The following is a 15,256-nucleotide window of genomic DNA, read 5'->3' as shown; positions in this document are numbered from 1 at the left end:
GCCAGAGCTATCTTTTTTACTATTTTCTAATAAAGTTTGTTTGAATTTTTGTTTCTTTTTTAGGAATATTAATGTGATTTGCTTGGCCAACTTTAATACATTTTAAAAGCCAAGCCATATTTTTACCTAATGTTCTCATTATTTGCATACCTTCAAGGTCTTGTACTACTTCTTCAGGAGTATTACCATGAACCATACACCAATATTGCGAAGAAACAAGTGGCATATTTGAAATAGTAAAGTATTTATTTAATTGTTCTAGAGTGGCAGTGGAACCAGCTCTACGGCAACTAACTATAGCAGCACCAGGTTTATACTCAAAGTACTTTTTACCAGCATAAAAAGCTCGATCTAAAAAACTTGTTATAGCACCAGAAGCAGCGGCGTAATGTACAGGAGAGCCAAAGATAAAACCATCAGCTTCTTGTGCTTTTTTTAAGGCAACATTTACGGTATCATCATTAAATACGCAGCGTCCAGATTGTGTTTTAGCACAATTACCACATCCAATACATCCTCGTATAGGTTTATTGCCAATATGAAAAATTTCTGTCTCTATATTTTCTTCATTAAGAGTCTTAGCCACTTCACATAATGCAGTATAAGTGCATCCTTTTTCTTTAGGACTTCCGTTAATAAGTAAAACTTTCATAATATTCTCATTCCCCTTAAATTTTTATATCTATATCATTATTATTATACAAATTATGTAATAATTAATAAACTATTTAAAAATGATTAAAATTTGACAAAATGGGCGATGATGTTTAGTTTTGTTTTAAAAAAAATAAATGGATAATGGAAGCTTGAAAAAACTTTGAATATCTCTTTAAATCATAAAAAGTTAAACTTTGACTTTCCTTGATTTTAGATTTATACTTTACTTGTAAAAAGAGATGAGGGATATGAAGAACAAGAGCTAAGGGATATTAAGGTAAAGAAAAAAGGAGGTTTTTGTATGTTTGGTTTAATACCTTTTAGAATGACAAGAGGAAGTGGTAATACAATATCATCATTAACTAATCTTTTTGATAACTTCTTTAGTGATGATTTTATATCAACTTTTGATGACAGAAATGATATAAGGGCTGATGTGAGAGAAACAAATGAGGCTTATTTAGTGGAGGCAGAGCTTCCAGGAGTTAATAAGGATGATTTACGTTTAGATTATGATAATAATTATTTAACAATTTCAGCAATGAAGAATGAGACATTTGAGGATAGGCAAGATAATTATTTGAGGCAAGAAAGACATTATGGACAAATAGCAAGAAGCTTTTATTTTGATAATGTTGATAAAAATCAAATACAAGCTAGATTCCAAAATGGAGTTTTAGATATTATCTTACCTAAGATGACTATTGAAAGATCAAGCTATAATGGAATACCTATTCAATAGTGTTTGAATATTTTAATTAAAAAATAGCAATTTAAAATTATTTATATGTGTGAAAGCATAAAGGAGGATTTTATATGTTTGGTTTAGTACCTTTTAAAATGAATAAGGATCTTAATAATAGTAACACAATGTTTAATGATTTATTTGGAGATTTCTTTAATGATAATCTTAATATGAATACTGCAATTAAAGCAGATATCAGAGAAACTAAAGAAGCCTATATATTAGAAGCTGATCTTCCTGGAATGAGAAAGGAAGATATAAACTTGGAATATAATCAAAATTACTTAACTATACACGCTCATAAGAATGAAACTAAGGAAGATAAGAAGGAAAATTATATAAGGAAAGAAAGACATTATGGAGAAGTTTCAAGAAGCTTTTATGTAGGTAATATTGATAAATCTGCTATAAGTGCAAAATTTGAAAATGGTGTTTTGGAAGTTACCTTACCAAAACAGGAGAAATCAATGAATGAAGATAATAAAATTAAGATTGAATAATTTAAAGCCCTGTTACAGTGAATTGTAGCAGGGCTTTAAATTTTAACTATTAATTTATTTTTTGTACAAAAATCAGATAATAACTATATATAGTGTATGAGGAGGTTTATAGAACACATATATAGTGTTTTAAAAATGGAAGAATAATACTGTCAAATTGATTATATTATTTAAAATTAAAGATTTTTATAGCAAAATGAAGTTTTTAATGGGAAATTAGCAAATAAAAAGAAAGGAAAAAAAGATAAAAAAAGTTTTTTGAGTTATAATAAATAGTCATATTAATTAATAACAAAATTAATATATATTAGAACTAAATAGGGGGAGATTTGAATGCAAGTAATTAAGCGCGATGGTAGTACAGTTGATTTCGATAAGTCGAAAATAAGAGAAGCTATATGTAAATCTATGAAAAATGGTAGTGGTATATACTTACCGGATATTGCAGGGATAATAGCTGATGATGCAGAGAAATATTTTAGTAAGGAAGATGAAACCCCAACTATATATAAGATAGAAAGCTATGTCTATGATAGATTAGTTCATTATGAACAATCAGTAACAGCTAAAGCTTATGAAGGATATAGAGCAGTACAAGAGTTTAAGAGAAATACTAATACAACTGATGAAAGTATCTTAAGCTTAATCAATAAGACTAATGATGATGTTATGAAGGAAAATTCTAATAAGAATGCTTCTATAGCTGCTACACAAAGAGATTTAATAGCAGGAGAAGTATCGAAGGATATTTCAAGGAGAAGATTAATACCATCACATATGGTTCAAGCTCATGATGAAGGAACCATTCATTGGCATGATATGGATTGTGTGAAACGTTTTCAAGAAACTCAAGTAGCTTAATTACTTGAGGGGATTTGAAGGAGTAACTAATTACTCTAACTGCATTATTGATAACTCAAATGAGAACACCAATAAAGTTCGAAGGGGTTACATTGAAACCTCCCATATGCATGTTTAGCTAACAAATAAATATGTGTAAAGCTGGGTAAAGTCGAGTGAAACCTACCCTAACACGTAATGGTGAGGAAAACTAAGTCAGAGGTGACTAGGTAGGCATAGTGCGGATGGCGATTGATATGGTGAGAATGTTAAGCAAATATACACAAATAACTGACGAATCTTCGAATGTACTGTCCTAAAGATCGGGTATACCGAAAGGTATACATACTCTTTACAAATGCGTAATGGGTAGTAAGTGTGGATTAGTAGTTCATAGTCTTGGCGAAAGTCCATATATCCTTATGGTGGATATCAAGCTTACAGGGCAATAGGAGACACCTAAATCAATCATATGCTAGGTAATGTGGAACGTTTGAAGCTCTCTACATCTAAATAGCCTTTGTTAGAGGTGATGGTAGAATATAAGGTCGGTTTACCGAAGTTTCTTTTAAGAGAGTGGCAGTAAGGGTATAGTAGCGAAGAAGTTATGATAATAAGTAATGGAGCGAAGACCCTAAGTCAATATTAGAAAACAAAATATGGTAAAATATTAAATTAGAAATAGTATAGATCAGTTAAGAAAAAGAGGGGTGGATAATATATGAAGCCCGAATATACTAAAAATCTGACAAGAATGCAATTCTTTAAATCAGCTGATTACTATGGTATGTCTAAAGTATATGAAGATTTATACTTAAAAAGTATTAAAAATATTAATGTGAAAAATCTTATGTCAATAATAAAGGATAAGAGAAATATGTTAATAGCTATACGGTGTATGAAATCAAATACAGGAGCAGAGACTGCCGGAATAGATGGAATAACTTTTACAGAATTACTACAAAGTCATTCTACAGACGAGTTACATCAAATGGTTTGTAAATTAATAGATAATTATGAAACCTTAGGGGTAAGAAGAGTTTTCATTGCGAAAAAGAATGAAAAACTACGATTACTAGGTATTCCAAACTCTATTGATAAACTTATTCAGCAGATGATAAAACAAGTGTTAGAACCTTACTGTGAGGGGAAATTTTATAAACATAGTTATGGATTCAGACCCACTAGACAAATTGGGGAAGTTATTGCTCGTTGTCATCATCTAGTTATAAATGCTAGATGTGAATACTGTGTAGATATAGATATTAAAGGCTTTTTTGATAATGTTCATAGTAATAGACTTATGAAACAAATATGGAACATAGGAATAAGAGACAAAAGAGTTTTAATGTTAATTAAGAAAATAATTAAAGCACCTGTTGATGGAGTTGTACCAACAAAAGGTATACCACAGGGTGGGGTTTTATATCCACTTCTTAGTAATATAGTTCTTAATGAATTAGACCAATGGGTAGCAAGTCAATGGGAAGAATTTCAGAAACATTGTGATAGCAATAAAGCTCCAGGGGAGTTCATTAAAGAATTGCAATACAAAAAGAAGATTCCAAATCCTAATTATAATCCTAAGCGGAAAGTAAAAGGGAACATAAAATATTTTAAGAAATGGAAGACACTTAAAACAGGATATATAGTTAGATATGCTGATGATTTTAAAATTTTTACTCCGAATTATAAAGAAGCTATAAAATGGTTTAATGGAATTAAGCAATTTATAGAGAAAAGGCTACACTTAGAAATAAGTGAAGAGAAATCAAAAATTGTTAATTTGAAGAAAAGTAAAAGTAACTTCTTAGGCTTTGAATTAAAAATTGTGAACACCAAAAGGAAACATAAGGAGCGTAGAACTAATGTAAAGAATAAAAGTTCAAAAACCAAATATATATTACAAGTAAGAGTTAGCAAAGAGAAAATTTGTGAAATGAGTAGAGAGTTTAAGGAATCACTTAAATTACTAGTCAAGGATGCTAATAATTCATCAAAGATTATTGGGCGATTAAACGCAAAAATTCTTGTATGGCAAAATTATTGTAGATTAAGTACATATCCAAGCAGGGATTTAAATGAAGTGTATTTGAGAAATTACACTAGAATGAGTGTACTTAAAAGATATTATGGGATTTTGAAATACGTTAGTATGAAAGAAGCTAAAAAGGTTAGTAATTTAATTAATGAGCGATATAGTGAATATAATGGGTTTACGTTTATGTCAAACTTTGGTGGTGTCATATACCCTATATGGGCTGTAAAGCAGAAAAAATTATCACAAAGAAATCCAAACAGTAGTCCATATGTTAGAGAGGATTTAGTCAAGTATTGGTATAAAACTATAAAATGGGATAATTCAGAAGGAGAGCAATTAATAGAAAACTATTGTAATAGTAAATGGGTTAACTCATTAGTAGCAGTACACGCTATGGGATTATATACAGAACAATATGGTAAATGTCCTATAACAGAGTTACCACTAAGTGATGGATTTGAGATTCACCATAAAGATGCAAAAGTAAATGGTGGCAGTGACAAATATATAAATTTAGTTATGCTAAATGAATATGCACACAAATTAGTTCATAGCTCTAATAAGGAAACTATACAAAGGTACATTAAACTAATTAAAAATCTTGGAGGAAAAATTAATAAAGCATATTTAAATAAACTTAGAAAAATGTTAAACCTAGAACCAATAATGATAATGCCATAATCAAATTGGTTTGAATAAACTGTTTTCGATAATATTGATGGAACGCCGTATGAGTACGAAAGTCTCACGTACGGTGTGGAGCGGGGGAAAAGATGAAGATAATATCAAAGTCTTACCTATCGCTATACACTTTATCACCAATATTTAACTGTTGTTTAATAAATCTAGAAGACATGCTGGAAAATGGTACTGTTATTAATGATAAATTAGTTGAATCACCAAAATCATTTGGTACAGCTTGTACTGTAACAACGCAAATAATAGCACAAGTATCTAGTAACCAATATGGTGGTCAAAGTATAACAGTTAAGCATTTAGCTAAATATTTAAAGGTAACAGAAGATAAAGCTTATAATCACTATATGGAGCTTTTAAATGATGAAGAGTTAGCTAAGAAGCTTGCTTTAGATATGAAAATGAAAGAGCTTAAAGATGGTGTACAAACTATAAGATACCAATTAAGTACATTACAAACAACAAATGGACAAGCTCCATTTTCAACAATTTATTTAGAAATAGAAGAAGGTCATCCTTATGAAGAGGAAATGGCTTTAATTTGTGAAGAAATGATTAAGCAAAGATTGGAAGGAATGAAAAATTATAGAGGGCAAGAAATAGGAGAAGCATTCCCTAAACTTGTTTATTTATTAGATGAACATAATTGCTTAGAAGGTGGAAAATATGATTATATCACTAAATTAGCAGCTAAATGTACAGCCAAAAGATTGGTACCTGATTATCAATCAGCAAAAATTATGAGAAAGAATTATGAAGGGAATACATTCCCACCAATGGGTTGTAGATCGCACTTATCACCATGTAAAGATGAAAATGGTAACTACAAGTGGTATGGTAGATTTAACCAGGGTGTAGTAAGTCTAAATTTACCACAAATTGCTATTACGGCAGATAAAGATATGGAGTTATTTTGGGATATGTTAGATCAAAGATTAGAACTTTGTAAGGATGCTTTAATGATTAGACATAACATGTTACTTGGTACTTCTTCAGATGTATCACCAATCCACTGGCAACATGGTGCTATAGCAAGACTTGGAAAAGGTGAAAAAATAGATAAATACTTAAAAGATGGATACTCAACATTATCATTAGGATATGTAGGGGTATGCGAAATGGTTTATGCAATGCTAGGGGTAAGCCATACTACTCCAGAAGGAGAAAAGTTTGCTTTAGAAGTAATGAATCATATGGAAGATAAATGTATGGAATGGAAGAAGGAAACTGGTTTAGGATTTGGTCTTTATGGAACACCAGCAGAAAACTTAATTTATAGATTCTGTAGATTAGATAAAGCTAGATTTGGGGAAATTAAAAATGTAACTGATAGGTTATATTATACTAATTCTTATCATGTGCACGTATGTGAAGAAATAGATGCATTTAGCAAGCTTAAATTTGAATCTCAATTCCATGATATATCTTTAGGTGGATGCATTTCATATATAGAAGTACCTGATATGAGTAAAAATATTGAAGCAGTTGAAGATATAATAAACTTTATATATCATAATATTCAATATGCTGAAATAAATACAAAACCAGATATATGCTACAAATGTGGATATACAGGTGAAATACAATTAAATAAAGGGGATTTAACTTGGCATTGTCCATCATGTGGAAATAGTGATGAAAATGAAATGCAAGTTATGAGAAGAACTTGTGGATATATTGGAACTAATTTCTGGAATAAAGGAAGAACAGCAGAAATTGGAGATAGAGTCTTACATCTATAAGTAAAAAAGATAAGTGTTATATAAAATTAAGTTTTAATATAACACTTATCTTTTAAATTAATGCTATAATTAAGATAAAAATAAAATCAAAAAGGTTATTAATTGATATTCATAGATATTTATTTGAAGATATATATGAATTTGCAGGAAAAGTACGTGATGTTAATATTGTAAAAGGAAATTTTAGATTTGCACCTGTTATGTATTTAAAGGCATCATTAGAACATATTGAATCAATGCCACAATCAAGTTTTGATGAAATAATTGAGAAGTATGTTGAGATGAATATTGCTTATCCATTTAGAGAAGGAAATGTTTATAGAATAGAAGATTTATAGTAATACAAAAAAATAATATTTTACATAAAACTTATAGTATTAAATTTAATTTCTATAGGTTTTGTTTTTATAATATTATTTACTTAGTTATGTACTTAATTTTAAGAAATAAAAGTGCAAATATAATGTATACTAATTAATAAAAAGTGTATATAAAATAAAGAAAATTTTAAATAAGATATATAAATGTGTCGAAAAATATGTTATGATAAAAAGGAAAAAATATTTAAGGATGGGAAGATAAATGAAAAGATTTTTAGCATTACTTTCAGTTTTAGTACTAAGTATGTCAATGTTAGTTGGATGCGGTTCAAAAACAGCAGATAATGATGAGTTAGTTGTATACTTTGTACCATCAAGAGATCCAGCAGAGATTCAAAAAGCAACTAAACCATTAGCAGAAATGTTAAAGGCTGAATTATCAAAATTAGGTTACGATTTTGAAAAAGTAAGAATTGAAGTTGGTACAAGCTTTGAAGCAGTTGGTGAAGCATTATCTTCAGGAACAGCTCAAGTAGGATTTATTCCAGGGGGAACTTACGTATTATATGATGATGGTGTAGATGTTGCATTAACAGCAACTAGATTTGGATTAAACCATGATTCAGAAAATCCAGCAGATTGGAATACAGCTCCAACAGAAAATACAAACAATAAAGTTAAATACTATAGATCATTAGTAATTGCTGGTCCAAGTGAAAAAGGACAAAAATTAGCTGCAAAGATTAACAACGGAGAAAAGTTAACTCTAGATGATATTCAAGGCGCTACATGGGGAGTTTCATCAAATACAACTTCACCAGCAGGATATATTTATCCAAGCCTTTGGTTACAAGAGAACTTTGGAATATCAATAACAGATTTAAAAAGTAAAGTGGCTTTAGATAACTATGCAACATCATTATCTCAATTAGCAAGTGGTCAAATTGATGTAATGGTAACTTATGCTGATGCACGTTTAGACTATGTTGATCAATGGAATTCTAATTTTGGAAGAACAGCTTCTATATGGGATGAAACAAATGTTATTGGTGTAACAGATGGTATTTACAATGATACAATATCTGTTACTAAGGATGCATCAATGACTTCAGAATTAAAGGAAGCTATACAACAAGCTTTCATTAACATAGGTAATACAGAAGAAGGTCAAAAAATTATTTCAATATACAGCCACAAAGGTTATGAAATTGGAAATAGTTCTGACTACGATGCAGAAAGAGAAGCACAAAAATTAATTAAGTCTATGCAATAATTTTAAAAGAAAATATCTTTTATTTTATTAGCTGTAAAAATGAGTTCATGTTTAACATGAACTCATTTGGTATATAAAAGTATAATATACAAAAAGTTTACAAAAAGATAAATTTAGAATGTGAGGGAAACTTGTGATTAAGTTTGATAAGGTAAATAAGGTTTATCCAAATGGATTACATGCGCTAAAAAATATATCACTTGAAATAAATCAAGGCGAGTTTGTAGCAATAATAGGTTTATCAGGAGCTGGTAAGTCTACATTATTAAGAACAATTAATAGAATGCATGACATTAGCGAAGGATCATTAACTGTAAATGGACAAGAAATAAATGATTTAGCAGGAAAAGATTTAAGAAAATTTAGACGTAAAATAGGAATGGTATTCCAATCTTTTAATTTAGTAACTAGAACTACAGTGGTAAACAATGTATTAACTTCAAGAGTGCCAGATATGCCATTATGGAAGTCTATAATAGGTTTATATTCTAAAGAAGATAAAGTTATAGCTTTAGAAGCATTAGACAAAGTTGGTATATTAGATAAGGCTTATGTTAGAGCTGATCAACTTTCTGGTGGACAACAACAAAGAGTTGCTTTAGCTAGAACATTAGCACAAAAGCCAGAAATAATTCTTGCTGATGAGCCAGTTGCAGCACTTGACCCAATAACTGCAAAGCAAGTTATGGATGACTTCAAAAAGATTAATAAAGAATTAAATATGTCAGTATTAATTAATATTCACCATGTAGATTTAGCATTAAAATATGCTGATAGAGTTATTGGAATAAAGGCAGGAGAAATAGTATATGATGGACCATCTGCAGAAGTAGATAGTGAAGTATTAAAGCAAATATATGGCCGTGAATTATCTGCTGATGAAGTAATGGGGGCTTAATTATGTTAGGAAAAATAAAAAATATATTTAAGCCTGAAAAGATTATTCTGAACAATGGCAAAGAAGTTCAGCCTAAAGCTTCAGTTGCACCTTTTGTAATAATTGGACTATTTTTATCTTTAATAGTTGCAGGAGATGTAACTGGGTTTAATTTTGAAACAATAATTAAGAGAGGAAATGAGTTTTTTGTAATATTAAAAGATATGTTTCCACCTAATTTTGATTATATGAAGACAGTTATTCCACCACTTATAGAAACTATAAAAATATCTGTTTTAGGCTCTTTAATAGGAAGTTTTATAGCAATTCCTTTTGCTATGTTATGTTCTGTTAATATAAATAAATCTAAAATTATTTTAAATTTAGTTAGAGTTGTAATGAGTATTACAAGAACATTACCAACATTAATTATTGCTTTAATATCAACTTATATATTTGGATTAGGAACTTTTGCAGGTACTGTTGCAATATCAATATTTACTTTTGGTATAGTAACTAAAATGTTATATGAAAAGGTTGAAACTGTTGATATGGGACCTTTCGAAGCTATGGAAGCTGTTGGTGCGACAAGAGTAAAAGCCTTTGTTGGAGCAATAATGCCTCAAATAATGCCTTCATATTTATCCATTTGTCTTTACAGTTTGGAGATAAATGTAAGAGCTGCTGCGATACTTGGATATGTAGGAGCTGGTGGTATAGGTCTTATATTAAATGAAAAAATTGGTTGGAGAGAATATGATAGGGTTGGTATGATCCTTGTTATGTTATTTATAACAGTCTTAATTATAGAAAATGGAAGTAAATATATAAGAGAAAGGTTAGGGTAGTATGGAATTATCATTAAAAAAACAATTAGAAAAACAGCCAAATACATGGATAAGTAAAGCCCTAACTGTATTATTTATAGTAATTGTAATAGTATGGGCTTCAAAGGGAATTAATTTTAATGGAATTAAATCAAATGGAGTTGATATTGCTAAAAATGTATTATCAGGAATTCTACATCCTGATTTAGAAATGTTATTAACTGAAGTTCCAGCATTATTATTAGAAACTATTTGTATAGCTTTAATAGGTACTTTAATTGGAGCAGTATTAGCAGTTCCGTTAGCATTTTTATCTTCTACTAACATAATGCCTAAGTGGATAAGTGTTATAGGATTATTTATTATAGCAGCACTTAGAACATTCCCAGCATTTGTTTATGGATTAATGTTTATTCGTGTAACTGGACCTGGTGCTTTTGCAGGGGTTCTTACAGTATCAGTAATATCTATAGGTATGATAGCTAAATTATTTATTGAATCAATAGAAGATTTAGATACTAAAATATTAGAATCTCTAGATGCTGCAGGATGTAGTACTTTTGAAAAAATAAGATATGGAATATTACCACAGTTATTTACAAATTTCGTTTCTACAGTTATATATAGATTTGAAATAAATATAAAGGATGCTTCTATATTAGGACTAGTTGGTGCAGGGGGAATAGGAGCACCATTAATATTTGCAATGAATGCATTTAATTGGGATGAAGTTGGTGCTATTCTTTGTGGATTAATAATTTTAGTATTAGTTGTAGAAATAATTTCAACTAAAATAAGAACTAAACTTGCTAGAGGTTAGGATAAATAAAATATATAGTATGAAAATCATTTTTAATACTAATATATAATAAAAGGGGGATTAGAACTTAAATCCTCCTTTTTTTAAATTATATTTTTAGGAGTATAAATGTAAAAAACAATAATAATTTAAAAATGCTATCAAATAAAGTTATTAGAGTGCTTATGTAGAATTATATGATATCTAAAAAGCAGTTATAAAATTGTTGATTATATAATTCTTATAGTATATCTTTTAAAGAATATTAATACTACTAAAACTGAACTAAATAAATTTGTAAGTGATTTTGAAAATATTTTAAATAACTTTAAACCAAGTGTTCCAGCTAATGTATATAGTAAAATATATATATCGAATAGCGGTGAATGTCTGCGGACTACACCTAAGGGAATCGGATGCGTCCGATTCTCTTTTTATTTATAAAAAGACTTAGCTTAACCAAAGTCATAATAAAAACCCCAACCAAACTTTTTTATATTTGTTGGAGTTTAAAGTTTTATATTAAAATATTAACTTTTTAAAATACTAAGAGTTAATACAGTATTTTGGTTAAGATATAGTTTTGTAGTATCTAGCTGTATCTACAACAACTTTAGGATTGTTTTTAAAATAATTAATAATTATTTCAGGTATTTCAATTAATATTTCCTTAACAACCTTACAATTTTCATAGCATTCATAACCACCAGCACCACTAGCTCTATAGTTATTCATAACTAAAGTTAAGTTTTTATCTTCAGATAATTCTTCACCATTAAATTTAATAGAAGTAACTCTATTTCCAACTTCTTTAGTTAAGTCAAAAGTATAGTTTATATTTGAGAAGTAATCATAATTATAATGTTCAACTTTAGGTTTTAAGAATCTTTCAGATACTGTTACATTTCCATTATTATTTTCAAAGTAGCTAGCAGCTCTTTCTAATGCTAATTTTAATATATTTTTATTAACTTCAAGAACAGCTAATGTATTTGGATATGGATAAGTAGATAAAATATCTCTTACAGTAACATTTTTACTAAATCCTTTTATTACATTTGCAAAGGTAGTACAAGATATATCTGCATTGCTACTTTCAAGTTGAATTTGATTTATAAAGTTAGCTAAATTTGAACCATTTAAAGCCATATCTAAATGAGTTGTAGGCTGAAGTTTAGTATCTAAAACACCAACAGGAGTATCTAACCATTCTTGAACCTTATCTTCTAATGGTAAGAATTTATCATACATTTCCTTATTAGGATTTAATTCTAAATCTTTTAATGATGAATTTATTTCAACTTTGCAATCATCATTTATAGTAAGATTTAATTCTAAGAATTTACTTCCATTATGTGGAGTTTGAACTATGTGAGTTCCATGAAGATTTTTATTAGCTATAGGAAGGTGCTGATGACCTGTAAGAAGTATATCAAAATCAAATTCCTTACATATTTTATAAGCAATATTTTCTTTTGTAGTGCTTAATTGTTTGTGAGATTCTAAATCATATTCAAATCCACCATGGTAAACACCTACAAGGATATCACATTGTTCTTTTACAGTTTCATAATATTTCTTTACTGAGTCAAAAGTATCAGTGATATCTATATCTTTTATATTTTCAGGACGCTCCCATCTGTTTATAAAGTCAGTAGTAAATCCAATTATACCTACTTTTAATCCATTTTCCATTGTTTTTATCTTGTAAGGGAAAATAGGTAATTCATTAGTTTTATCTACAACATTAGCACAAAGACAAGTAGCATTTAAATTATTTAAGTACTTCTTTAAATATTCCTTTCCATAGTTAAAGTCATGATTACCAAGAGTTATAAAATCATATCCTCCAGCATTCATAATAGTTGCTAATGGATGCACATCAAATTTTGAATTACTTAAGTAATTTGTAAAAGGTGAACCTTGAATAGTGTCTCCACCATCAATTATTAATGTATTTCCATCTTTATTGAAATGATTAATTATATTAAGCAAACCAATATTTTTTTCATTTCTTTCTACATAATCAGTTGGATAAACATATCCATGAAGGTCAGATGTAAAATAGATTTTTAAATTTTTCATTAAATAATACCGCCTCTTTTGTTAAATTTATATAAATAATATTAATAGTATTAAGTATATCATATTTTTACTTATAATAAGTATAAATTATGAATTTAGCATATTTATATAATTAGTAGTATAATATGATTAACAATAAAATTAACATATGAAAGTAAAAATTAAGGGGAATTCTAAAATGAAATATGCACAAATTAGGAAGTTCGACGTCACAAATGGGCCCAAGGTGCGTACTACTTTATTTGTAAGTGGATGTACACATAATTGTCCTCAGTGCTTTAATAAAGATCAGCAAAGCTTTGAGTATGGAGAATTTTGGACTGAAGAAGTGGAAGAACAATTCGTTTCTTATGTAAAAAGTCCCAATGTTCATGGGGTAAGTATTTTAGGTGGAGAGCCTATGCAGCAGTTAATGGATGATTCTTTATTAAAACTTTTAACTAGAATAAAAGAAGAAACTAATAAGGAAATATGGCTTTGGTCAGGATATACTTATGAAGAGATAATAAGTAATCCAAAAAGAAAGGAAATATTAGAACAAGTTGATGTTTTAATAGATGGTCCATTTAAGGCTGAAATGAAAAATTTAAGCTTAAAATATAGAGGTTCAGAAAATCAAAGAATTATTGATGTAAAAAAATCATTGAAAGAAAAAAAAGTTGTTTTAATAAATGTAATATAAGGATGTAAGAAGACACTTACATCTTTTTTTAAAGTATTTTTTAGCTTTCTTGTAGATTTAATTTTATTAAAAGATTTATTTTAATATGTCCATTACTTTATATTAACACCATATAGGTTTTATTGACATAAGACCAAGTTTAATTTTATATAAATAATATTGATTATATCATATTTTTATTATAGCTAGTTTAAAATATAAATTATGAAGTTTTTTTATTATAGTAATATGCATAGGGGGAAGTACAATGTATTACAAATTAAAAAAAGTGGTTATGAGTATTATTATAAGTTTATTAATGATATTTTTAGTAAGTTGTGGAACAATGGAAGTAAGTACAAATGTAAAAGTAAATAAAGATGGAAGCAGCAATACAGTATTTAGATTAGTTTATGATGAAAGTATAAAAAATGTGGTAGGAGATGGATTGCTACAGCAGGTATTAGGTACAGAGACAGAAGTTAATGTGTATTCACAAGATAATAATACTATTGAAGAGGTTACAATTACAACTTCCAAAATAAATATAAAGGATTTATTAAAATCTAATGCTTTAAATATAAGCAATTTGTCATATGATTATGGCAATATTATTAAGTACGATGTGAAAAGAGAAAAAGGAGTTTTAAAGGATAAATATACAATTAATATAGGTCTTACTAAAGATTTATTATTAGAGATAGATGCTAATATTGAAAATGAAGTAAGTAATAATATAAATAACTATATTACACCAGAAATACAAAAATATTTGTATGGTAATGTAACTAGTTTTTTAATTGGAAATGTAACAAATACCATCAAAAATTATGTGGCACAAATACCATATGATTTAACACTTTCCATACCTTTTAAGATTACAGAAAGTAATGCAACAACAAAAATTGATGATTATACAAACAAGTGGAGTTATACTCTGCAGGATTTAAATACAAATACAGAAGTGAGGTTATCATTTTTTGCACCTAATGTAATTAATATGGGTTTAATTATATTATGTGCTGTGATAATTATTATATTAATAATAGTATTATTAGTAAGACATAGGAAAAGGTAAGTAGAAGGGGCTGTCGCACTATGAACAGACCCTTTTAAATATATATGTAAAGGTGTAAGTGCCAATATAGATTTTTATAGTAATTTTGTATATAGCATGGTTTTATATATTTCTC

Annotated in this window: 13 protein-coding genes and 1 pseudogene; 12 read left to right on the top strand and 2 right to left on the bottom strand. The window is 28.4% G+C overall.

Annotation, left to right across the window (positions count from 1 at the left end; all coding sequences use genetic code 11):
- Positions 1-19: 19 nt before the first annotated feature.
- A complete protein-coding gene (locus Q5O29_RS09305) occupies positions 20-652 on the bottom strand; it encodes a flavodoxin family protein (RefSeq protein WP_022212681.1) in 633 nt (210 codons plus the stop codon).
- A 306-nt stretch (positions 653-958) separates the two neighbouring features.
- Here Q5O29_RS09305 and Q5O29_RS09300 point away from each other — a divergent pair, with 306 nt between their 5' ends.
- The 10 genes and pseudogenes from Q5O29_RS09300 (at position 959) to phnE (Q5O29_RS09255) (ending at position 11,338) form a co-directional block, all read left to right on the top strand.
- Positions 959-1,399 (top strand): Hsp20/alpha crystallin family protein, encoded by a 441-nt coding sequence (locus Q5O29_RS09300; protein ID WP_022212680.1) that lies wholly within the window; start codon positions 959-961, stop codon positions 1,397-1,399.
- A 74-nt stretch (positions 1,400-1,473) separates the two neighbouring features.
- Positions 1,474-1,902, top strand: a complete 429-nt coding sequence (locus tag Q5O29_RS09295; RefSeq protein ID WP_022212679.1) for an Hsp20/alpha crystallin family protein — start codon at positions 1,474-1,476, stop codon at positions 1,900-1,902.
- Between the two features lie 333 nt (positions 1,903-2,235).
- Positions 2,236-2,763: an anaerobic ribonucleoside-triphosphate reductase gene (nrdD, locus tag Q5O29_RS09290; protein WP_022212678.1), complete on the top strand. Its 528-nt coding sequence runs from the start codon at positions 2,236-2,238 to the stop codon at positions 2,761-2,763.
- Positions 2,764-3,463: 700 nt separating this feature from the next.
- Entirely contained in the window at positions 3,464-5,464 is a 2,001-nt protein-coding gene (locus tag Q5O29_RS09285; protein WP_022212677.1) for a reverse transcriptase domain-containing protein, read from the top strand.
- A gap of 92 nt (positions 5,465-5,556) precedes the next feature.
- Entirely contained in the window at positions 5,557-7,221 is a 1,665-nt protein-coding gene (gene nrdD / locus Q5O29_RS09280; protein ID WP_022212676.1) for an anaerobic ribonucleoside-triphosphate reductase, read from the top strand.
- 98 nt (positions 7,222-7,319) lie between these two features.
- Positions 7,320-7,535 (top strand): annotated as a pseudogene (locus Q5O29_RS09275) (Fic family protein); the annotation flags it as partial.
- A 268-nt stretch (positions 7,536-7,803) separates the two neighbouring features.
- Positions 7,804-8,814, top strand: a complete 1,011-nt coding sequence (locus Q5O29_RS09270; RefSeq protein ID WP_022212675.1) for a phosphate/phosphite/phosphonate ABC transporter substrate-binding protein — start codon at positions 7,804-7,806, stop codon at positions 8,812-8,814.
- A 133-nt stretch (positions 8,815-8,947) separates the two neighbouring features.
- Positions 8,948-9,712 (top strand): phosphonate ABC transporter ATP-binding protein, encoded by a 765-nt coding sequence (gene phnC / locus Q5O29_RS09265; protein ID WP_022212674.1) that lies wholly within the window; start codon positions 8,948-8,950, stop codon positions 9,710-9,712.
- A gap of 2 nt (positions 9,713-9,714) precedes the next feature.
- Entirely contained in the window at positions 9,715-10,539 is an 825-nt protein-coding gene (phnE, locus tag Q5O29_RS09260; protein ID WP_022212673.1) for a phosphonate ABC transporter, permease protein PhnE, read from the top strand.
- 1 nt (position 10,540) lies between these two features.
- Positions 10,541-11,338: a phosphonate ABC transporter, permease protein PhnE gene (gene phnE, locus Q5O29_RS09255; RefSeq protein ID WP_022212672.1), complete on the top strand. Its 798-nt coding sequence runs from the start codon at positions 10,541-10,543 to the stop codon at positions 11,336-11,338.
- A gap of 549 nt (positions 11,339-11,887) precedes the next feature.
- Here the strand turns inward: phnE (Q5O29_RS09255) and Q5O29_RS09250 are convergent.
- Entirely contained in the window at positions 11,888-13,402 is a 1,515-nt protein-coding gene (locus Q5O29_RS09250) for a bifunctional UDP-sugar hydrolase/5'-nucleotidase (protein ID WP_022212671.1), read from the bottom strand.
- A 178-nt stretch (positions 13,403-13,580) separates the two neighbouring features.
- Here Q5O29_RS09250 and nrdG point away from each other — a divergent pair, with 178 nt between their 5' ends.
- Entirely contained in the window at positions 13,581-14,084 is a 504-nt protein-coding gene (nrdG, locus tag Q5O29_RS09245; RefSeq protein WP_022212670.1) for an anaerobic ribonucleoside-triphosphate reductase activating protein, read from the top strand.
- Between the two features lie 247 nt (positions 14,085-14,331).
- Entirely contained in the window at positions 14,332-15,141 is an 810-nt protein-coding gene (locus Q5O29_RS09240) for a hypothetical protein (protein ID WP_022212669.1), read from the top strand.
- The last annotated feature ends 115 nt before the right edge of the window (positions 15,142-15,256 follow it).

Origin of the sequence: Clostridium sp. CAG:265, assembly GCF_000436575.1 — a bacterium.
GTDB lineage: Bacteria > Bacillota > Clostridia > Clostridiales > Clostridiaceae > Clostridium > Clostridium lentum.
Note: the sequence above shows the minus strand (reverse complement) of the source record. Positions and strands in the feature narration are given on the sequence as shown.